The 20,241-nt window shown below is 42.6% G+C and carries 17 protein-coding genes, 1 pseudogene and 2 riboswitches; of the genes and pseudogenes, 11 read left to right on the forward strand and 7 right to left on the reverse strand.

From position 1 onward, the window contains the following. Positions 1 to 214: 214 nt before the first annotated feature. Positions 215 to 943: a Bax inhibitor-1 family protein gene (locus A3775_RS15185; RefSeq protein WP_066383591.1), complete on the reverse strand. Its 729-nt coding sequence runs from the start codon at positions 941 to 943 to the stop codon at positions 215 to 217. A gap of 469 nt (positions 944 to 1,412) precedes the next feature. On the opposite strand from A3775_RS15185, the gene A3775_RS15190 reads away from it, so the two are divergent. Next, a complete protein-coding gene (locus A3775_RS15190; protein WP_066425671.1) occupies positions 1,413 to 2,198 on the forward strand; it encodes an RNA polymerase sigma factor SigF in 786 nt (261 codons plus the stop codon). 72 nt (positions 2,199 to 2,270) lie between these two features. On the opposite strand, the gene bchD is transcribed toward A3775_RS15190, so the two are convergent. After that, complete coding sequence (gene bchD / locus A3775_RS15195; RefSeq protein WP_066383596.1) at positions 2,271 to 4,310, reverse strand: magnesium chelatase ATPase subunit D; 2,040 nt, start codon at positions 4,308 to 4,310, stop codon at positions 2,271 to 2,273. Positions 4,311 to 5,006: 696 nt separating this feature from the next. Here bchD and A3775_RS25075 point away from each other — a divergent pair. The 8 genes and pseudogenes from A3775_RS25075 to A3775_RS15225 form a co-directional block, all read left to right on the forward strand. Further along, positions 5,007 to 5,142, forward strand: a pseudogene (locus A3775_RS25075) (Uma2 family endonuclease); the annotation flags it as partial. 4 nt (positions 5,143 to 5,146) lie between these two features. Next, positions 5,147 to 5,755 carry a hypothetical protein gene (locus A3775_RS15200; protein ID WP_066383599.1) on the forward strand — a complete coding sequence of 203 codons (609 nt, stop codon included), beginning with the start codon at positions 5,147 to 5,149 and terminating at the stop codon, positions 5,753 to 5,755. Between the two features lie 578 nt (positions 5,756 to 6,333). After that, complete coding sequence (locus A3775_RS23675; RefSeq protein ID WP_197480168.1) at positions 6,334 to 6,570, forward strand: HNH endonuclease; 237 nt, start codon at positions 6,334 to 6,336, stop codon at positions 6,568 to 6,570. A 91-nt stretch (positions 6,571 to 6,661) separates the two neighbouring features. Next, complete coding sequence (gene rnc, locus A3775_RS15205) at positions 6,662 to 7,348, forward strand: ribonuclease III (RefSeq protein WP_066425673.1); 687 nt, start codon at positions 6,662 to 6,664, stop codon at positions 7,346 to 7,348. 333 nt (positions 7,349 to 7,681) lie between these two features. Next, positions 7,682 to 7,897: riboswitch (cyclic di-AMP (ydaO/yuaA leader) on the forward strand. A gap of 97 nt (positions 7,898 to 7,994) precedes the next feature. Further along, positions 7,995 to 8,846, forward strand: coding sequence for a nitrate ABC transporter permease (gene ntrB / locus A3775_RS15210; RefSeq protein WP_066383603.1), 852 nt, complete (start codon positions 7,995 to 7,997; stop codon positions 8,844 to 8,846). 115 nt (positions 8,847 to 8,961) lie between these two features. Further along, a complete protein-coding gene (locus A3775_RS15215; RefSeq protein WP_066383605.1) occupies positions 8,962 to 10,404 on the forward strand; it encodes an ABC transporter substrate-binding protein in 1,443 nt (480 codons plus the stop codon). Positions 10,405 to 10,514: 110 nt separating this feature from the next. After that, positions 10,515 to 11,351 (forward strand): ABC transporter ATP-binding protein, encoded by an 837-nt coding sequence (locus tag A3775_RS15220; protein WP_066383606.1) that lies wholly within the window; start codon positions 10,515 to 10,517, stop codon positions 11,349 to 11,351. 16 nt (positions 11,352 to 11,367) lie between these two features. Next, positions 11,368 to 11,502, forward strand: a riboswitch (cyclic di-AMP (ydaO/yuaA leader). Positions 11,503 to 11,641: 139 nt separating this feature from the next. Beyond that, positions 11,642 to 12,286 carry a universal stress protein gene (locus tag A3775_RS15225; RefSeq protein ID WP_066383609.1) on the forward strand — a complete coding sequence of 215 codons (645 nt, stop codon included), beginning with the start codon at positions 11,642 to 11,644 and terminating at the stop codon, positions 12,284 to 12,286. A 178-nt stretch (positions 12,287 to 12,464) separates the two neighbouring features. Here the strand turns inward: A3775_RS15225 and A3775_RS15230 are convergent, their stop codons facing one another. Together A3775_RS15230 and A3775_RS15235 are read right to left on the reverse strand one after the other, a co-directional pair. Then, complete coding sequence (locus tag A3775_RS15230) at positions 12,465 to 12,668, reverse strand: chlorophyll a/b-binding protein (protein ID WP_066383611.1); 204 nt, start codon at positions 12,666 to 12,668, stop codon at positions 12,465 to 12,467. 117 nt (positions 12,669 to 12,785) lie between these two features. After that, entirely contained in the window at positions 12,786 to 12,989 is a 204-nt protein-coding gene (locus tag A3775_RS15235; RefSeq protein ID WP_066383613.1) for a chlorophyll a/b-binding protein, read from the reverse strand. Between the two features lie 513 nt (positions 12,990 to 13,502). Between A3775_RS15235 and A3775_RS15240 the strand changes: the two genes are divergently transcribed. After that, positions 13,503 to 16,616 (forward strand): hypothetical protein, encoded by a 3,114-nt coding sequence (locus tag A3775_RS15240; RefSeq protein WP_066383615.1) that lies wholly within the window; start codon positions 13,503 to 13,505, stop codon positions 16,614 to 16,616. Between the two features lie 339 nt (positions 16,617 to 16,955). Here the strand turns inward: A3775_RS15240 and A3775_RS15245 are convergent, their stop codons facing one another. The 3 genes from A3775_RS15245 to murG all read right to left on the reverse strand — a co-directional run bounded on the left by A3775_RS15245 (position 16,956) and on the right by murG (position 19,082). Continuing rightward, positions 16,956 to 17,201 carry a DUF6737 family protein gene (locus A3775_RS15245; protein ID WP_066383617.1) on the reverse strand — a complete coding sequence of 82 codons (246 nt, stop codon included), beginning with the start codon at positions 17,199 to 17,201 and terminating at the stop codon, positions 16,956 to 16,958. Between the two features lie 181 nt (positions 17,202 to 17,382). Next, positions 17,383 to 17,859, reverse strand: a complete 477-nt coding sequence (locus A3775_RS15250) for a hypothetical protein (RefSeq protein ID WP_197480169.1) — start codon at positions 17,857 to 17,859, stop codon at positions 17,383 to 17,385. 149 nt (positions 17,860 to 18,008) lie between these two features. Next, positions 18,009 to 19,082: an undecaprenyldiphospho-muramoylpentapeptide beta-N-acetylglucosaminyltransferase gene (gene murG / locus A3775_RS15255; RefSeq protein WP_066425675.1), complete on the reverse strand. Its 1,074-nt coding sequence runs from the start codon at positions 19,080 to 19,082 to the stop codon at positions 18,009 to 18,011. Between the two features lie 84 nt (positions 19,083 to 19,166). Here murG and A3775_RS15260 point away from each other — a divergent pair, with 84 nt between their 5' ends. After that, complete coding sequence (locus tag A3775_RS15260) at positions 19,167 to 19,997, forward strand: nuclear transport factor 2 family protein (RefSeq protein WP_066425677.1); 831 nt, start codon at positions 19,167 to 19,169, stop codon at positions 19,995 to 19,997. Positions 19,998 to 20,241: the final 244 nt, after the last annotated feature.

A 20,241-nucleotide genomic window follows, 5' to 3' on the forward strand; every position in this document is an offset into this window, starting at 1 on the left:
CGAGAGCCATTCATCTCATCACTTCCGCTATCGCGGTAAGTGAGAGGCTTCTGTCAGTTCAAGCTAAAGTCCTCTGGTGCGGACGCTACGCGTAGCTTGCTTCCCCGGAGGGGTACACTACAAACAAAATTATAAGTCCTGGGCAGAAAAAAACCGTGGTCGCTGGTACTAAACCACGGCTATTGATGTTTTAAGTTTTTCTAGTTACGATCCACTAATCTCGGCTATTAAGGGCAATCAGTAAGCGCAAAATAAAGACAAACAAGTTGATGTAAGTGAGATACATCGACAAAGCCGCAGGTAGATATTGGTCATTGCGGTATGTACGGGGCAGAATGTAAAAATCAACAACTGATGCCCCAGCAAAGAGAAATACCCCTAAACCGGAAATGGCGATTTCTAACCAAGTAGGTGTGTAAACACCAAACAAGGCAAATACGAATTGAGTCAGACAGACTACCACCAAGGCAATAATACCGAGAGAGATGGTTTTAGTCAAAGCTAGGCCATCTTCTTCTGAAAGATTAGAACCAATTTGACGGGCAACTATAAAGGTAACACCACAACCAAGGGCAGCTATACCTATACCGGGAATGCCAACGCCTGGAGTTCTTAAGGCAACGAAGACTAAACCACTGAGGGTATATCCCGACAAGAGGCTGTAGGTAGCTAAAAGCGGTAAGGCTACACTCTTTTTCCCTTTTTCGGCGACATTCTGGGCGACAAAGAACAGTATTAACTCTAGAATCACAGCACCGATGAAGGTGGGGAAGAATATTCCAGGGTTAGTGCGGATAATACCCAAACCACCGTAAGTTCCCAAGGCGGTGAGTATCAAGCCACCACCAACGTAAGGCAGGGCATTAGCAATGACATTTGGGCCTACTAGGGCTTGAGACTGGGCGTTACGGAAAGCTTCACGAAAATTGCTGGTATTACTCATACGGCAAAACTAATTTTGAAGAATACTTCCTGATAATTCTTATTTTTACCAAGATTCATTGCTAGTAGCTAGGGAGCTAATCTGAAATCTACAGGCATTGTGATCATACATAGTTGAAAATTCTTGCTGCTTGAGCTTTACCACTTATCCAATTGTGAACTGCGGCAATCTCAAGAATACACAGATGGCAGTAGGCTGAGTCCGTATTTTTCAGCATAATTAACTAGCTATGTTGCGAACCATAAACTTTATCTAAAGAGTAGTGGTGATGATAAAAACTAAAAGGGCTAGCAACAAATAGGCCAGAAAATCCATGCGTAAAAATACGTAATCGTGGAGTAGGTCTTACAAGAAGTTCAGTAAAACGACGATGGTTTAATCAGCCTTAGCTAAGGAAAATAATTACAGATTTAAAGAGTAAATCAACTCCATTTGGTCAAACAAAGGAGTTCCACTAAAGGAATTTTCTATGGCAGCAAGTGAGTTCTCTATGCAAACTGATGGTATGGAGTTATTGCACTTATACCACCAAAATCCTTCTATTAAACTTCGTAACAAACTGGTACAATTACATACTGGTTTAGTCAGAAAAATGGCGCATAAATTTAGCCATCAATGTAATGAACCTTATGAAGATTTAGAACAGATCGGTTATTTTGGTTTAATCAGGGCAATCGAGCGTTTCGATCCCAATCAAGGATATGCTTTTAGCTCCTTTGCTGTACCATATATTCGCGGGGAGATGCTACATTTCTTGCGCGATCGCAGCACTCTATTAAAAATTCCTCGGCGTTGGCAAGAACTGTATAATGAAGGTCAGAAAGTTCGCAAAGAGTTGGCAGTGTCTTTAGGTCGTCCTCCCAAGGATGCGGAAATTGCTAAACGCCTGAAAGTCTCTTTGCAAGAGTGGCAAGAAACCAAGTTAGCCGCTCAAAACCGCATGCCTTTGAGTTTGGATGCTACCGCCGTTCATTACGTTGACTGTCAAATTACCTTGGGTGAAGCACTACCTTGTCCCCGTTCGGCTGCTTTACAACAACAAGATGAAGAACGTCAACAACTGCAAGGGGCAATTAGTCTGTTAGAAGAAAAGCCTCGCCAAGCTGTTGAGATGGTATTCCTTAAAGAACTGTCTCGCAAGGATGCGGCTAAAAGTATCGGTACTAGCCCGATGACAGTTACACGGTATCTGCAAAAAGGTATTCAAGATTTAATTCGTTATCTGCAACCCCAAGCAGTAGCAACAGGATCATGAGATGGCTGAGTTTTGAGTCAAGAGTCAAAAGTCCACAGTTGCGAGACTCTTGACCATTGACTAATGACTCATTTATCGAGATTTTAACTCAGCGATCGCACCTCTGGTCATGGCAGCGATGGCTTGATCAGTCGCTTTTGGCAAATGATAATATTTACCTCCCGATGTTTTGGCTAATTCTTTAGCAAAACCAGTGGAGACAAATTTACTCTCAGTATCAATCACTAATAGTTGCATCCCCAAAGCGCGAACTCTACCCGCAATTTCGAGTAATTCGCCTTTGATGTCTGGTTTTTCTCCTGATTCTTGTGGTTCGCCTAAAGAACGCGATAAGGGTATATTACCCCGTCCATCGGTAATCGCTACAATCACCACTTGCCCAACATCGCCACTCATTTGGGCATTAACACCGATACGCACAGCTTGAGTTAAACCATGCGCTAGGGGTGAACCACCACCACAGGGTAATCTTTCTAAGCGGTTTCGCGCTAAAGCAATAGAACGGGTAGGTGGTAGTAAGACTTCGGCTTGTTCTCCCCGGAACGGAATCAATGCTACTTGGTCACGGTTTTGATAAGCTTCTGTTAACAGTTGCATTACCGCACCTTTGGCTGACTGCATTCGATTCAAAGCCATTGAGCCTGAAGCATCGACGACAAACACTACTAACGCCCCGGCTTTCCGTACTAGACGCTTGGAACGAATATCACCCTGTTCCACAATTACTTTTTTGTCCGGGTATCTTTCACGCCGGGCTTTTTGATAGGGTGCAGCCGACCTCAAGGTTGCATCTACGGCGATGCGCTTGACTTTACCTTTGGGTAACATCGGCTTAATGTAGCGTCCCCGGTCATCGGAAAAGATAATGCTACGACTACCAGATTTACCTTGACGTTGTGCCATTTGGGCAAAGTATAACACACTGTCATCAAGTATTACCCCTTCCGGGTCGAAAATAAATTCTTCGGGAATGCTGGGGGGTTCTTGTTCTTCTGGTTCTTCTGGTTGGTCTTGTTGATCTTCTTCCTCTTCGTCTTGTTGTTGGTCTTGTTCTGACTCGTCTTGACTTTGAGGTGGTGGTGGGGGTGGTGGGGGTGGTTGGTCGGGTGGTGGGGTTTGCACAACGGTAGCCCGTGGTACAATTACCAATTCTACAGCTCGACGTAAGTCTTCGGCGTTGACGGTTGCTCTACCATCTAAAGCCGCCGCCGCTTTGGCAACACGCACCGCAAATAATTCGGCGCGATGTCCTTGCACTCCGCCACGAATGGCTTCATCTACTAAATAACCGATTTGTTCGGGGGTGATGGTAACTTCTTTCAACCATTCCCGCGCGAGGATGATTTGGGTTTTGAGTGCGTCGATATCTTCGTTGTATTGTTGAAGAAATTCTTGGGGTGATTTAGAATAGGCGATCGCTTGCTCAACTGCTTGTACTCTTTGATCTAGACCGAGAACACCGTCAGCCGACAGAGCGATCGCAATTCTATCTAATAAATGTTCTCGTAATGCCCCTTCTTCTGGGTTGTAGGTGGCAATAAACAGGGGTTTGCAAGGATGCTGGAAACTGATTCCTTCCCGTTCAATTTGGTTACGTCCTTCTGATAGGACTGTTAATAGCTGATTTGATATTTGGTCATCTAATAAATTGATTTCATCCACATACAGCACACCTCGGTTAGCGGTAGCGAGTAACCCAGGCTGAAATACTGTATCCCCTTGTTTGACGGACTGTTCTACATCTACAGAACCGAGAAGTCGGTCTTCTGTGACTCCGAGGGGTATCTGTACAAAAGGTGCGGGGATGATTTGAGTGGGGACATCTTGCATATCTTGATCAGCGTATTCGGCTGCAAGATAGTCATCCCATGCTTCTGGGTGGTTGGGATCGCAGTTACTGACTGAATCTGTCACCACTTCAATAGGTGGTAACAGGGCGTGGATAGCACGCGCCATTACAGATTTTGCCGTACCGCGACGACCTGCGATCGCTACTCCTCCCAAACCAGGATCAACTGCTGCTAACAGCAATGCTAATTTAATTGCTTCTTGACCGACTACAGCCGTCAAGGGAAAGGTGCTAATTGTGGGACTGATAGGAGGCGCAGGCATGGTTTGCAAAATAGGTAGTCTCGCCTTTTAGCATATCAATTTCTGCCACATCTTAAAATAAGGGGTAGGAGAATTAGGCTGTTGTCTTGCCGATCCAAAAAAGCTAACTAATGCTAACACGAGGTAGCTTTTTCTTCCTGCTTCATCCTGAAAGTGTCGGCACTACTCAGTCTACAGGCTTTAAGATCGGGTGGATCTCACCCTACTATTAAGTATTTAGGCTTGGTTATCACCTAAATACCTATCAATAATAGCACTGTTTATGCTCCCCTAGTCTCAAAATTGTCTAGCGAGCGGCTGGTTTTTCAGTGAATCAGTAGACATAAATCGTACTTAAATGTAAGCATTTGTTAGGTTTCGTTAGTAAAACACTAACTAGCTGTTAACCCTTGGGGGTAAAGTTTATTTGATAATCACTTGAAATGTTACAGTGAACCTTAGAGGATGTTTTAAAAGTATCTTTATTAACATCAAAGTCTCTCAGACCTAACCCCCCAGCCCCCCTTCCCTACATTCGCGCAGCGTGCCGCAAGGCAGGAAATGGGGGTTGTAGAGACGTTGCATGCAACGTCTCTACATTTGTAGGGGAGAGGTTTGGAGAGGGGTTTTTGTAGGGGCGGGTTCACAAATGAATCTGTAGGTAGACGGAATTTTCCATAAACCCGCCCCTACTTTGCACCTTGACCAGCATCCTCTTATCAAGACAGTCAAGGTAAATATGGATATCTAAATAAGCGGATTGTCTTAGCTAATCAAGTCATTTTTTTACCTAGGTTTCCCGATTTATATCTTGATTTAAAATAAAGTATTTCCAACTAAGCTTAATTATTAATATTATGGCTTATAGTGACTTTAAACTGCATGAAATTATTGATAACTTTGGTTTAGTTATTCAAGAGTCATCTGGACTATTTGCCAAGGTAGAAGAACAGGAATGCAGCGAGTTATTGTCTACCATTCTTCAGGAAAATGTTGACTTAGCCGTTGCCATAAGTTCAGAAAAAGCTCGAAGTGAAATGATTATCAGCCCAATTTTATTAGAGATTAGACGAAAATTTAATTATGGAATCAGCTTATTTTCCGGTGTAGATTTTACTGTTGATGTCCAAAGGGGATTAAATGGTTTTTGTGATTTTATTTTAAGTTTATCACCAGAACAGTTATTCGTGCGTAGCCCGGTTATTGTTTTAGTCGAAAGTAAGAACGAAAATTTACGCTCTGGGTTAGCGCAGTGTATGGCGGAAATGGTAGCAGCACAGATATTTAATCAAAGAAGTGGCAATGTGATTAAAGAAATTTATGGTGCTGTGACCATTGGGACTATTTGGCAATTCCTCAAACTAGAGAATAATATTATGAGTGTTGATTTAAGTGAGTATTATATTAAAGATATTAAGAAAATCTTGGGGATTTTGTATAGTGCGATCGCTCAAAATCAATCATAGTTTAAAGCTTGTAGTAAGGACTTTAGTCCTAATAATCATTGTTCTCAGCAATGAATTGCTAATAAAAATATTGCGTATATTTAGTTACAATTTATTTAAGCGTTACTGAAACATAATGAATAAAAAATTTAACAATTACCCCTTGACATAGCCAAGATTGTATGTCATATATTTTGCTCAATACAGCAAAAAGTCATCAGCCAAAAGCCTGAAGCGGAGGTTGGTGGTCGCATATCCAGCGATTTTCCGCTTCTATCTGAGCCTGTAGTCAATTACTTAAGTAGTTGCTGCTGTAAGTATTTAGATAAGTAATTAAATCAAAGTTTAGTTATTTATCTAGATACTTAGAGCATTAACTACTTAGGTAATTGCTTACAAGCTCAGTTAGAAGTGAAAAATCCCTGGGTTTGCGACTTCTAACCTACAATCAGTACAGCTAATTAGTAATTGTTGTACTGATTTTAAGTGCTATATAAGAGAGATTTCTGGTTGGAAATTATCTTATATAACATTTGAGGGAAGCTACATAACTGATGTTCCGATGCTGTTGCCAAACGCAAAAACAGGAACATCAAAATATGAATTCTCAGCAACGAAAAAGCAAAAAGCGTCAACTCATAGATATTTATGGTTCTTGCTGTTGGTGGTGTGGTGAATATTTACCATCTAAAAAGTTGACGTTTGAACATCTTTTTCCTAAAAGTCGTGGAGGTTCTAATGCTCTAGAAAACCTTAGACTCGCTTGTTTCTCTTGCAATAATAAACGGGGAAATAGTCTTTATCCTCCTGGCGTAAGAGTAGTTGTTTTTAAATAACCTCTGAATATAATCAGACAATTCTTTTGCCAGATGGGCATTTTGCCAACCATTCGATTTAATTAACTGTACAACAGGGAGGAACATCACAATGCACACATTTTTAAGTAGTTTTAAAAACGAAAAACTCCTACGCCAAGCACTGACACACCGTTCTTATGTGAATGAAAACCCAGGAGCAGGAGAACACAATGAACGCCTAGAATTTCTCGGTGATGCTGTGCTGAATTTTTTAAGTGGTGAATATCTTTATCGTCGTCACCCAGAAAAAGGAGAAGATGAATTAACGCGGCGACGTTCAGCATTAGTCGATGAAAAGCAACTGGCGAAATTCGCTATTGAGGTAGGCTTAGACTTAAGGATGCGATTAGGTAAAGGTGCAATTCGAGATGGTGGGTATCAAAATCCTAATTTACTTAGCAGTACATTTGAAGCTGTGATTGGTGCTTACTATTTAGATAAAAACCACGAGATTGAAAAAGTGCGCGAAATTGTTGAACCATTATTTGATTCTGTACCTGAGCAAATTGTGGTGTTTCGCTCTAATGTAGACTCAAAAAATCGCTTTCAAGAATGGGTACAGCGCAATGTTGGGACAACTCCTCCCACATACAAGACAACACAAATAGGCGGTTTGTCTCACGCGCCAGAATTTAAAGCGGAAGTTTATGTGGAAGATAAAAAGTACGGAGAAGCTACGGGAAAGAATAAGAAAGAGGCGGAAAAAGCTGCGGCTGAGGATGCTTTAGCTACATTGAAAGCTAAAGGTTTACTGTAACAGACTCAATCAGCGTCAGGTGGGCATTGCCAATAACATTATACTCAGGGTTTAAGTAACTTGCGAGCAATGCCCGCCCTACAAAAATTGCCATTTTGGACAAGTTTCATCTGTCTAAGGACGGAGATTATAGCTAGCCAAAATTCTATACAGCGATCGCCACCACCCACAACAATCCAGCAGCTAGCGATTTAGTGACAGCAACACCGCATAATCATCAGTTTTATTGATAATACACACGGAAAAACAATTTTTTAGATAATAAATAGTTATATAAATGGGATTGTTTTTACGGATTTAAGGTGTTATGGTTCTTTAGAACATTATCTATATCGAGTAAGTCAGCTTAATCCGACAAACTACAGAATGTATTGTCGGAACGGAGGAACCAATTTTTGGGGCGTATCTTGCAGAGAGTAGCAAGTTGAGAGTTAAGAGATCAAAGTTAATAACTGGGAACTCATAACTTATGACTCAATACTCTGGTGAGAGGGATATCTCTCAGTCCTAGCCCGTCAGCTAACTTCGTAAGCATTGAGAGGAGACTGAGGAGACAGCATTGTAACTAATGTTTAGTTCTCATCAGTGTCCAAGGCTGGTACTGCTCAGATTTTTGTACCTGCACTTAACTCTGTTGAGGTGCCAAATGATATTGCAATTAAATTTAGCAGCGATCGCAGCTGTTGCGAGTCAAGCCGTCTGGAAAAAGGCTAAACCTGTCATTTTGCAGGATGTCGTCTTATTACCCATAATAGGTTTTGTTGGAATTATTTTACTGTGGTGGGTGGTGGCTCTTGCTAACCATGAAGTGATGCCCACACCACTGGAAGCACTAGCTGCTAATTTAGACTACATACTGAACCCGTTTTATCAAAGAGGGCCGGGTAACTTAGGAATTGGTTGGTTGTTGATAGCCAGTTTGCGACGGGTATTGGTAGGCTTTTTGCTGGGTGCGGTAGTCGCCATACCTTTAGGGTTTTTGATTGGGATGTCTAGAACCGCCATGTTAGCACTCAATCCCATTATTCAGATTTTCAAACCAGTATCACCCTTAGCTTGGCTACCAATTGCTTTAGCTATCTTCAATTTAGCAGATCCTTCAGCTATTTTCGTCATCTTTATCACCTCCCTATGGCCGACAATTATTAATACAGCCTTGGGAGTGGCTAGCGTCCCCAAAGATTATATGAATGTAGCGCGAGTCCTGGAAATGCCTCGCTGGCGACGGATTACCAAGATTATTTGGCCTGCCACTTTGCCTTATATTTTTACAGGTTTGCGAATCAGTTTAGGAATCGCGTGGCTAGTCATAGTTGCAGTAGAAATGCTCACCGGCGGTGTTGGCATAGGCTTCTTTGTCTGGGATGAATGGAGTCGTTTAAACCTAAGTTCAGTCTTCCTCGCCGTTTTCGTGATTGGCTTAACTGGACTCATCTTAGATTTCGCCGTCGGCAAACTTCAAGAATTAGTCACCCATCGCCCCATAACTTCTAAATAACAAAATCTCACTCCTACAAAACTTGCAAGACGCACTGAAAGTTTTTGCCTTTGCGCCTACCTGCGAGAAGCCGCTTTGCGTCTTTACGTGAGCTAATTACATCATTGGACTCAACATGAGTAACTCTAACTGGACGAGACGAGATTTTATCAAAGGCATAGGAGCAACCACAGCCGGAATTACCTTATCCGCTTGTGGTATATCAGCAGACAGATCCGCTAAAGGACTGACAGAAGAAGCCTTAGCAGTACAACCAGTAGTCAGATCCCAAGACCTAGAAAAACCGGATTTAATTGTCGGATACGTTCCTGTAAATGATTGTGCGCCATTTGCGATCGCTTGGAAAAAAGGCTTCTTTCGCAAGTATGGTTTAAATGTCAAACTCAACCGTGAAGCGAGTTGGGCAACTTCCCGCGACGGTTTAATATTTGGTCGTCTAGATGCTGCACCTGTAGTCTCTGGTGCTGTCACCAACGCCCGCATTGGTGCAGAAGGCGCACGTCACGCCCCCCTGTGTGCAGCCATGACTATTCACCGTCACGGTAACGCCATGACTATGAATAAAGCAATGTGGGATTTTGGCTTACGTCCGTGGTACGAATATCAACAACAATATGGCGATCGCGCATTAGAAGCCTTCGGCAAGGATTTTCGCAGCTACTTTGACAAGCAACCACCAGAAAGCAAAGTCTGGGCAGTGGTTTTGAGTTCAGCGATTTACGAATACTTTGTCCGTTATATATCTGCTGCGGCTGGTGTCGATCCCTTAAAAGAGTTTCGTGTGATCATCGTCTCACCCCCGCAGATGGTGACAAACGTGCGGATAGGGGCAATGCAAGCATATATGGTAGCAGAACCCTGGAACACCAGAGCTATTCAAGGTAATGAAAATATTGGTTTTACCTTCGCCCAAGGTAAAGAAGTCTGGTTAGGACACCCAGATAGGTTATTAGGAGTAATGGAATCTTTCATTGACAAATATCCCAAAACCTATCGTTCTCTAGTCAAAGCTATGATAGAAGCTTGCCAGTATTGCAGCCAGCCGGAAAACCGCCAAGAAGTCGCCGAACTAATTACAGACCGTTCCTTTACAGGTGCAAGACCAAACAAGAAAGATGCAGCAATTAGCAAATTGACCGCGCCTGGAATTATCGGCAATTATAACTATGGCGGATTTGATGGCAAAGACCGCACCATCAACGCAGCAGATACCACCATTTTCTTTGACATTCCCGACAATTTACCCAAAGAATCAGGCGAACACGCCACATTTTTATGGAGATCCAATAGTATCTGGTTAATGACTCAAGCAGCCCGTTGGGGGCAGATCAAGGAATTTCCTAAAAATGCCGAACAATTAGCCGCAAAAGGCTGGAGGACAGATTTATATCGGGAGATAGCCAGCGACATGGGTCTTGAATGTCCCAAAGACGACTATAAAGTTGAACCTCCAGAAGTTTTCATCGATAAAAAAGGCTTTGATCCTAGCGATCCCGTTGGTTATTTGAATAGTTTTGCCATTAGGGCTAATGCTGCCACTCGTGTTTTCATGTCTTAAGCCATCTGCAAGTAGCTAGAGATGAGAGGCTAGTATTTCTTACACAAAATATATCTTTACGCCCACGCCCAAATTCAATTAATAGTTACGGTAATTTAGGAGCATTTGATATGAAATATACACCTTTAACAGTCAAGGCTCATCAACAAACTTTGCCTAAACCGAACTTTTTAGAAATTGAGAATTTAGTCAAGTCTTATGCAACACCAGATCAAGGTAATTTTGTCGTTCTTGATGGTGTGGATTTAACTATCGGTGAAAATGAATTTATTTCCATAATCGGGCATTCTGGTTGTGGTAAGTCAACTTTATTAAAAATTGTTGCCGGTTTAGAAACAGCTACTTCTGGCTCAGTACGGCTTGACGGTAAAGAAATCCGTAAGCCTGGTGCTGAAAGAATGATGATCTTCCAGAATTACTCACTGTTACCGTGGTTAACAGTTCGAGACAATATTCGTCTGGCAGTAGATGAGGTGTTAAAAAATGCTAATCGGGCTGAAAAAATTAGCATTGTGAACGAACACTTGGCAATGGTAAACTTAACGGCGGCAGCAGATAAATATCCTGATGAAATTTCTGGAGGTATGAAACAAAGGGTAGGCATTGCTAGAGCCTTAGCAATTCGCCCCAAAATGTTGCTGATGGATGAACCTTTTGGCGCATTAGATGCGTTAACCAGAGGTAAATTGCAACGGCAAGTCTTAGATATTTGGGAAAATCATCGACAAGCAGTCATGATGATTACTCACGATGTTGATGAAGCTATTTATATGTCTGATCGCATCGTATTAATGACTAATGGCCCAGCAGCTACGATAGGTGAAATATTAGAAGTGTCCTTTCCCCATCCACGGGATAGAGTTGCAATGCGAAACACCAAAGAATATTTTGAAATTCGCAACCACGCCCTCAATTTCCTCGACAGATATTTTACTCACGAAGAGTAAATTAGTTTATTCTTTGTTTATTGGGTAGCCTAATTCAAATTCATCAACACTGAATTTGAAGCGGAGGAACCAAGTACATGGGGCTAATCTATTAGAGAGACACCTTCCAGTCTTAGCCCGTCAGCTAACTTCGTAGGCAATGGAAGGAACCCCCAAAACTTTGGCTGTTAATACCAGTTGTTATTGGGGTTTCCTTACGGATATGCCTCTATGGCTATTCGTTTCTACCCGGCTTCTCGTTGATTTGTTCGTTAGGTTTAGGAGAAGTTAAAGCTGTGAATATCAAGCCAATGCTAGCGCGCTTGCAAAGTGCTATGGGACGTAATGATTTAACTCAATACATGGTATTGTTACCAGACCCCAAAAAAGTTTTCACTCAAAAACATAAATCCAAAAAATCAATCAACTTCATCGTTGGTTATGATGCTTCTCCTGAAAGTCACACTGCATTGGATATAGCTTTTTGGATGGCGCATCAAACAAGATTAGCGACAAATAAACAAGTCACAGTGCAAGCTGTTTATGTAGTAGAAGAAAATTATTACAGTGGAGATTCTAATCTGTTGAGGTTTGGCAAAAGACAACCAGTATTAGACTGTGCCATCATTGCCAATACAAAGTCTAACACCTCTGTTTTAACTCAACCAAAACAGCAGCCAGTTACACCATTACTAGCACAAGGAAACATCAAAACCCTCCAAGAAGCAGATAGAATTCTTTGGCAAGCGCGGAGTCTAGCTGAAGAATGGCAAGATGGTTTTAAATCTCATTTGCGATTTGGTCAAATTTCTACAGAACTGAAGAAAGTTGTGGAAGCTGAAGCGGCTGAACTGCTATTTTTAGGCTGTAAATCTGTTTATCATCCGTTAATTAAAACATTGGGTTCTAATTTTCCTAGTGCTGTTTTAGGCATTCCCCATTGCGTAGATGATTAATTGGCAAAATTGGGTGTCAGGACTAAAGTCCTGACGACAAACTTGAGTATAAAAATCCCCCTAACTCTGGCAATCATAGAGTAGGGGATTTTCGTATGTTTCAGAGGGAAGAAAAAAATTTGCATCTTTGAGCTTTTTGTGAAAGTGAGTTACTTTCACAAATAAGGCAAATTTAAGCTTAGTAACCGATGAAGTGTAATACATCACGCAGGACGCTGTAACCTGCTAAATCCCACAGTAAATATGCTAGAAAACCAATCATTGCCAAGCGACCATTCCAGAGTTCGGCTTGAGGATTCCAGCCAAAGATAAAAGCGTTACGATCTATGCCATTGTAAGCATTAGCAACTGGTGGTAAGTCTGTGGAAGGACGAGTTTCCATTTTTTCCTCCTAATATTAATCTAGCTTGAAAATAGTGTGTAGGGAATAGGGGAATCAACCATTTTCATGTATGATTGTCGGTTTTTCCCATGAGTCTCTGATGGGAAAAGCTGAATTTTAGTATCCAATTAAATGCAACACATCACGCAGGACGCTATAGCCTGCTAAATCCCAGAGTAAATAAGCCAAGAAACCAATCATGGCAAAACGGCCATTCCAGATTTCTGCTTGCGGAGTAAAACCAAACAGAAAAGCATTGCGATCGCGCCCATTATATTCTGTAGCGATTGTTGGTAGATCGGTGGAAGAACGAGTTTCCATTTTTTTGTCCTACATATTTCGTTACTTAACTTAAATTTAGCTATTTAATAGTAAATTGCTTTCTGTCGGTAGATACAATATCTAGGCACTTCTTAGGGACGATTGCCGCCCAGGTTTTAGTTTCTTCAAATCCACCTTGAGGGGGTGATAAAAATGGTAATTGTAAATAAATGTAAATTTTTGCAAGTTATCTCTTGTTAACAATACAATTTAAGAAAATCAAATAAACGCAGAGTATTATTAAAAACAGAAGCTCACAATCCCCAATTTACAAGCACTACACCCAGTATTTTGTCAAAATTAACAGGAGAAACTACGCTAGGAAAAATCAAAAATTCTATCTAGCGTAGGATATAGTTTACAACTTAAGAGAGAGGATTTTATAGTCTAAATTCTCGGATTCTGAGAGTAAGAACCTTGAGTTATTGCCATAGATACATAGCCAAACTACAGTTGTTGCTTACAAAATTCTGAAGGCCTCAAAGTTTAGAATGACTAGCACAAGGAAATACAATGTTTCAAAGTACAGAAATCACACTGGCACTTGATCAGCCTGTATGGTGGCTGGCACAAGTTCCAGTTACTACCCCCAGCGTCACACCAGCACAAGCATCGGTCATTACATCTGGGCCGCGCTTTTTTGTAGCTTTACTGTCTGGTGTGATTTTAGCTTTTGCCTTTCAGTTAGTATTAACCAATCTCTCTGTTGCCGCCGGTATTTCCTATTTGGGTCGTCCGTCTGATTCAGGTATGGAAGAAACTGGAAGTTTCGGCGGTACGGTTCGCAAAATCGGGACGGCGATGGGTATCTGGACATTAGTCACCGTCACCATCGCTCTGTTAATTGCTTGTTTTCTGGCAGTAAAATTAAGTCTGCTAGTATTAGACCCCAGACTGGGAGCAATTCTCGGCTTAGTAATTTGGGGTGCATACTTTTTGTTATTGGTTTGGGTGAGTTCCACCACCGTCGGTTCCCTGATTGGGTCTGTTGTTCATTCGGCTACCTCTGGCTTACGCGCAATTATGGGGACAGCTTCCGCCGCTTTGGGTGCGAAAGCCGTTAATCAACAGGTTGTATCCACAGCCGAAGCAGCAGCCTCCGCCGTGCGTCGAGAATTAGGTAGCGCGATTGACCCCATTAGTATCCGGGAAAACATAGAAGATTATATTGAAAAGCTGCGTCCACCAGAACTAGATATTTCGCATATTCGCAGTCAATTTGAAAGCATATTGAGTGACCCTAAACTCAGAGAAATTGCCGGCAGTCCTGACCTGCGTCATATCGACCGCCAAAAGTTTGTGGATTTAGTCAGCAGTCGCACCGACCTGTCTAGGCGAGATGTGAATCGCATAGCCGACACATTATATAGTGTTTGGCAACAATTCATGGGTCGGACTCAACCCATGCAAGATAGCTTACAAGAGTTAGTTAGTTATCTGAAATCACTGCCACCAGGACAAACCAAAACCGATGAACTCAACGCCAAATTAGATCGGTTAATGGCGCAAATGCCTACTTCTCAAGACACGCAGCAAAAAGCCGCCCCAGGGCCGATTCAGAGTACAGTTCAGCAAGCAATATCTGCCTTAACTGGTCTAGTTTTGGGACGGGCTGATTTATCCGATTTAGATGTGGAAAAAATCTGGCAAGCTCTGACGACAGCTAGAGATAAAGCCACAGAACAAGCGGATAAATTAGGATTACCCACACCATCCCAACCTTACAGTCCGATTCGGGCTGATATAGAAAATTACTTACTCAATACCTATGCTTGGCAATTGAGTCAGGAAAGAATTGCCCAAGAATTTCGGGATGTGATCTATGACCCAGCCGCCGATCCTGGGACGGTGCGACGGGAACTAGAGCGAATTTCCCGGAGTGATTTTGTGAATATCCTGCAAAGCCGGGGACTACTCACCCAAGCCCAAATTCAGCGCATTGCTGACCGATTAGAAGCGGTGCGTCAGGAAGTGATAGTGATGGTGACGGCTGAGGAAGAAAGAGAGATATCCCAAGACTTACAACGGCGAATTAATAGTTATTTGCTGGTGACAGCTAAGGCTGATTTTACTCCAGAAGCGATTGAACGGGATTTCAAAGCGATACTGGAAGACCCGGACGCAGATTATGAAACTATGTCCCGGCGATTGGCGATAGTTGAGCGTCCAGCCATGCGGGAGATGTTGTTAGAACGCAATGATATTCAGCCCTACGAAGCCGAAGCCATTGCCAATGACTTAGAAAAACAACGCGATCGCGTGTTAGTAGAATCAAAAGGATTGACAGAACAGGCAAAATATCAAGCCGAAACTCTGTGGTTAAATGTCGAGTCATATCTGCGTAACACAGGTAAAGCTGAGTTAAACCCTGATGCTATCCGGGCTGACTTGAAACGGTTGTTAGAAGACCCCCAAGCGGGAATGGCTGCAATTCGGGCGCGTTTGTCGCGCTTTGACCGGGATACTTTGGTGAAGTTGCTCAGTCAACGCCAAGATTTAACGGAAGAACAGGCTGATCAAATTCTGCATACTGTAGAAGAATCTTGGCACAGCATCCGCCATACACCGCAAGCAGTAGCAGATAAAGCTAAGGAGCAATATGATTCTGTAACTGCGACTATTGCCGATTATTTGCGGAGAACTGGCAAAGAAGAACTCAACCCCGAAGGAATTCAACGGGATTTAAATAGACTGTTTGAAAATCCGCAACAGGGAATTGTGGTGTTGCGGCGGCGGTTGTCTCAAATCGACCGGGATACCTTGGTAAAATTGCTCAGTCAACGCCGTGACTTAAGCGAAGAACAAGTTAATCAAGTGATTGACTCTGTACAAACTTCTATCCGTAACATTGTCCGCGCACCTCGTCGTTTAGCTACCCGCACTCAGCAAAGAGTAGAAACTTTCCAAGCTTATTTGGAAGAGTATCTACGACAAACTGGCAAGGAAGAATTGCACCCAGAAGGCATCAAGCGCGATGTGCAACTGTTACTCCATGATCCGAGGGTGGGGATGGAAAGTTTGAGCGATCGCCTGGCACATTTTGACCGTTCGACAATTATCGCTTTGCTGAAGATTCGGGAAGACATTACTGATGATGAAGCTGCCAGCATAGCTGATAATATTATTGGAGTTAGGGATCAATTTGTCGAACAAGTGCGGGGTATTCAACGACGTTTCCAAGATGTGATTGATGGGATTTTTGAGCGCATTCGCCACTATCTCAACTCCTTGGAGCGTCCAGAGTTGAATTATGACAGTATTAAACATGATGTGCGGACATTGTTTGAAGACCCACAAGCAGGGTTTGAAGCATTACGCGATCGCCTCTCATCTTTTAACCGGGATACCCTAGTAGCCATTATGAGTTCCCGTGAGGATATCTCTGAGGCAGATGTTAACCGCGTGATTGACCAAATTGAACGGGCGCGTCTCACCGTTCTGCAACGTGCCGAACGCCTACAACAGCAAATGCAATACCGCTTAGAAGAAGTCAAACATCAAGCCCAACGGCAAGCGGAAGAAACCCGCAAAGCCGCAGCCTCAGCCGCTTGGTGGTTGTTTGCCACAGCGTTAGTTTCTGGGATTTTCGCCGCATTAGGAGGAGCGATCGCTGTAGTGCTGGTGTAGGTTAACAAGTTGTCTCCGCTTAATTTAAGCCTCCCAAATCGGGGGGCTTTTTCATCTGTGCAGTAGGATAGGCGATAGTGGCGGCAAGTGGACATCATAACAAGTGATGAAACCATTTCAGGGGTACTTTGAGTGTTTTCCCCCCTTTTTAAGGGGGGCTAGGGGGGATCTCACATCTTGCACCAGCTGCTTTATTGCGATTACAGGGCGGCGATGCACTCCTCAAAATTCGCTCAAACCCTTATTTTTACGTTGTAAGCTGTGCATCGCCCTACGGTTATTGAGAATGGTGCAAGTTGTGTGGGATCTGAATAAGATTTGATACTTAAAAGACATTCTCTAAGATTGTATATTATCTTTTTGAGATGATTCTAAAACGCCACTACGAATCATTAGCTGAGGCCAAATTAACAGAAAAAAGCCCATCCACACTAATACAGGCACAGAAATCAACACTGTTAACCAAATGGTGTGAAATATTAACCAGCTACTACTAATAATAGTGATTCCTGTCAGTAAAATTGACCAAGGTTGACACCACCAAGGTTTATATTTCCAGGGATTCAGAGGCTGTTGTTCAGACATAATGTTATTTTAAATAGAAATCAGATACGGCATATTACGTAAAGTACATCAGGGCGGGCAGGATGCCCAACGCCACTTGCTACAAGTCGGCACAGCCGCCCAACGCAGTGGCTCCCCCACAAGATTTATGATATTAAATGTGTACTTCGTTTAGTTGCAAAGTGCTGTATGTGATGTTGTATTAGCGTCTGCGCCTAATTTGCGATCGCCACTCTTCCAAAGCAACATACTTGTTTTCTATAATATCTAGAGCCTCAATCACACCAGTGGAACTAGAGACGCGAAACCAATAAATGGTGTAATTGTAATTGTTCGGATCATCTTCAAAAATCCGTACTGTGTAGTAAGGCTGAGTAGGAGTAGGAACGCTGTCTACAATGGCTGAAACTTTAATCTTTCCTTGAGATAAGCGTTGAATTTCTCTGGCTTTTCTTTGTACTAGGGGTAGTTTCCAAACTAAGTTAAGTGCTGTTTTTTGATCAATTTTTGGAGTAGTTTGAGCAACTGCGACGAGGGTATTTGTTTCTAGTGCAGCTAATTGTTGAAGCGCAGATTGCTGCTTTTGAGTTTTGCGACTATCAAGTTGAGCGATCGCTGTATCTCCTACCACTCCTACTAACACAACAGTCATGAGAGGATAGTGAATGATTTGTTTCATGTAGCTTTCCTTCCAGATTGTTATGACTTTTACACGTAGGTTTCAAAATATTATACCATTTTAAGTTTTATTACATAATTTTGGGATAGATCCCCAACTTTTTTGAGAAGTCGGGAATCTGAGTATGACGTGTTTTAAAGTAATCCTGTTTACTTCTGCACAACTTCACGGACTAAGGCGGCTAACTGATCAGCACTATCGGGAACTGCGATCGCCTGGGCATTTTCCGCCATTTTGCTTAATTCGTTTGGTGATTGCAACAAATGTAAAACTTGAGTTTGCAATAACTCGGCTGTGAGTTGAGATTGTTTAAAACTTAAACCTGCACCTGCTTTAGTAAACACCTCGGCATTATAAGCTTGATGGTCTTCTGCGGCGAAGGGATAAGGAATTAAAATGGCTGGTGTACCGCACACAGCTAATTCTGTTAAACTGCCAGCACCAGCACGACTGATAGCTAAACTAGCACGTTGCAGCAGTGCCGCCATATTGTCATAAAAAGGTAATTCTATATATTGGGGATGGTGTAAACTGCCCACATCGGGGTCGCGATCGCCTGTTAAATGTACAATATAAGCACCAGCATCAAACCAAGCAGGTGCAGACTCGCGGACTAATTTATTCACCGCTACCGCACCTTGGCTACCACCAAACACCACAATTAAGGGAACATTCTCAGGAATAGCTAAATCTAGTTTGACATTACTTGCGGCATTGAGGAACTGGGAACGGACAGGAGTACCTACACAGACATTTTTGGAACGAGGTAAATATTGAGTAGCGGCATCAAATCCCAAAGCTACCATACTACACCAAGGGCCAAAAAACCGAGTTACCTTACCCGGTAAAGCGTTAGATTCGTGGAAAACTACAGGTAAACCCAAAGAACGCGCCGCAATCACAGCAGGCCCAGCAATATAACCTCCTGTGGTAAAAACTCCTTGAAAATTACCCTGTTGGAGAAGTCGCCGCACCTGAAAAATTGCACCAATGAGTTTACTTAATGTCAGTAAAGAACCAATACTTAACCCTTGCTGAAATCCTTCAACTGCAATAGTATGCAAAGGATACTCTTGAGGGACAAGTTGAGTTTCTAGCCGATTGGGGACACCTAGCCATTCAATCTTATATTCTGGTAGTTGCTGCGCCAATGCGATCGCGGGGAACAAGTGTCCACCAGTCCCACTGGCAGCTATTAATAATTTTATGGGTACGTTTGCCATTCAAACTCTACCGTTTAGCACCTAGCTTCATTAAGATAAAACAATTTCCTGACCTTCTGTACACCAATCAGTAAAGTATTACCTATGACTAAGATGATTTTCTCGTCCATGAACCGCCAAAAACGCCTCTCTGCCAGCCTTTGGCTAATGTTATGTATATTCTCATTTGGTGTAGTGCATCCTTGGCAACCTGCGCCAGCTGTGGAAATCGCTCAACGCAGTAACGCCGAAAACGCCCCCACCGCCCTGAAAAATTTATTAACACAAATTGATAACGCAGCTAGTAAAGGTGATGTCAAAGGCGTATTGCAGTTTTACAGTCCTAATTTCACCCACGGAGATGGACTAACACGCCAAACAATGGAAAAGGCTTTAACGAAATTCTGGAAAAACTATCCCCAATTACGCTACAACACACAACTACAATCTTGGAAAACAGAAGGTAATACGATTATTGCGGAGACAATAACTAATATTACTGGCTTACCCTCGTCAAATCCTCGTAATATAGCTATTAATGCCACGATTAAATCCCGTCAGCGCATTGTTAATGGTAAAGTCACTCGCCAAGATATTCTCTCAGAACGTACCACACTCACATCTGGTAGAAAGCCGCCCCAAATTGATGTCAAATTACCACAACAGGTGAGAGTTGGTCAGCAGTATAATTTTGATGCCATAGTCCAAGAACCCCTGGGTGATGACTTACTGCTGGGAACAGCCACAGAAGAACCAATTAAAGCCAATAGATATTTTAACCCTGCATCCGTCGATTTAACACCACTCTCATCAGGTGGTATCTTTAAAGTAGGCCGCGCCCCATCTACCCCCGGTAATCACTGGGTTTCTGCTGTAGTCGTCCGGGGTGATGGCATGACAGTTGTAACTCAGCGTCTGCAAGTAGTGAGAAAGTAGAAAGTAGGGGAGTAGGGGAGTAGGGGAGTAGGGGAGTAGGGGAGTAGGGGAGTAGGGGAGTAGGGGAGATGAGGGAGATGAGGGAGATGAGGAAGAATAACTAATAACTAATAACTAATAACTAATGACTAATAACTAATGACTAATGACTAATGACTAATAACTAATGACTAATGACTAATGACTAATCTTAAAAATCAGATTGTTTTAATTACTGGTGCTAGTAGTGGTATTGGTGCGGCTT

The organism is Anabaena sp. 4-3, from assembly GCF_001597745.1.
Lineage (GTDB): Bacteria > Cyanobacteriota > Cyanobacteriia > Cyanobacteriales > Nostocaceae > Trichormus.